At 41.4% G+C, this 507-nt stretch carries 1 protein-coding gene; it reads right to left on the reverse strand.

All coding sequences use genetic code 11. The features are described 5' to 3' along the window. Positions 1-507 (reverse strand): exodeoxyribonuclease VII large subunit (locus AAEY62_RS20205; protein WP_350635954.1); only part of this gene is annotated, 507 nt, incomplete at both ends.

The raw sequence follows: 507 nt of genomic DNA on the forward strand, positions 1-507 counted from the left end.
CGTGCCGTCAACCAGTTCAGTAATTAAAGTATCTCCGACTTTTACATCCGCTACCGATTTCACCACCTTTTGCTTATCTGTTTTTGTAATACTATAGCCTCGCGCTAATACATTAAGTGGACTTACCGAATCTAGGCGACTTGCCTGCAGTGCTAAGCTGTTATTAGCTTGCTGTAATTGCTGCTGTATTGCTTGGTTAAGCCGAGTTTGTAATTGTGCGAGTTGGTGACTTGCTTGAGTGAGCTTTTTGTCGGGTGATTGGCGCATTAATCTAGGCGTTAAATTATTAAGGGTGCGCTCTTGTTGATATAAACTATTACGCATAGCTTGTTGTAGTGCAATGCTTAGTTCATCCAAGCGCTGCGCTTTTTGATTTAACTGATTACGCGGATGGCATAAATTTAACCTGTGCTGTAGTTGTAATGCTTGAGCGCGCTTTTCGCTCATATCGTGTTTAAACGCATTAGCAAGACGGTTAACTAGCTGAGTTACTTTATTATGTAACTC

The sequence above is a fragment of the Pseudoalteromonas sp. GW168-MNA-CIBAN-0100 genome, assembly GCF_040309225.1.
Taxonomy (GTDB): Bacteria; Pseudomonadota; Gammaproteobacteria; order Enterobacterales; family Alteromonadaceae; genus Pseudoalteromonas; species Pseudoalteromonas arctica.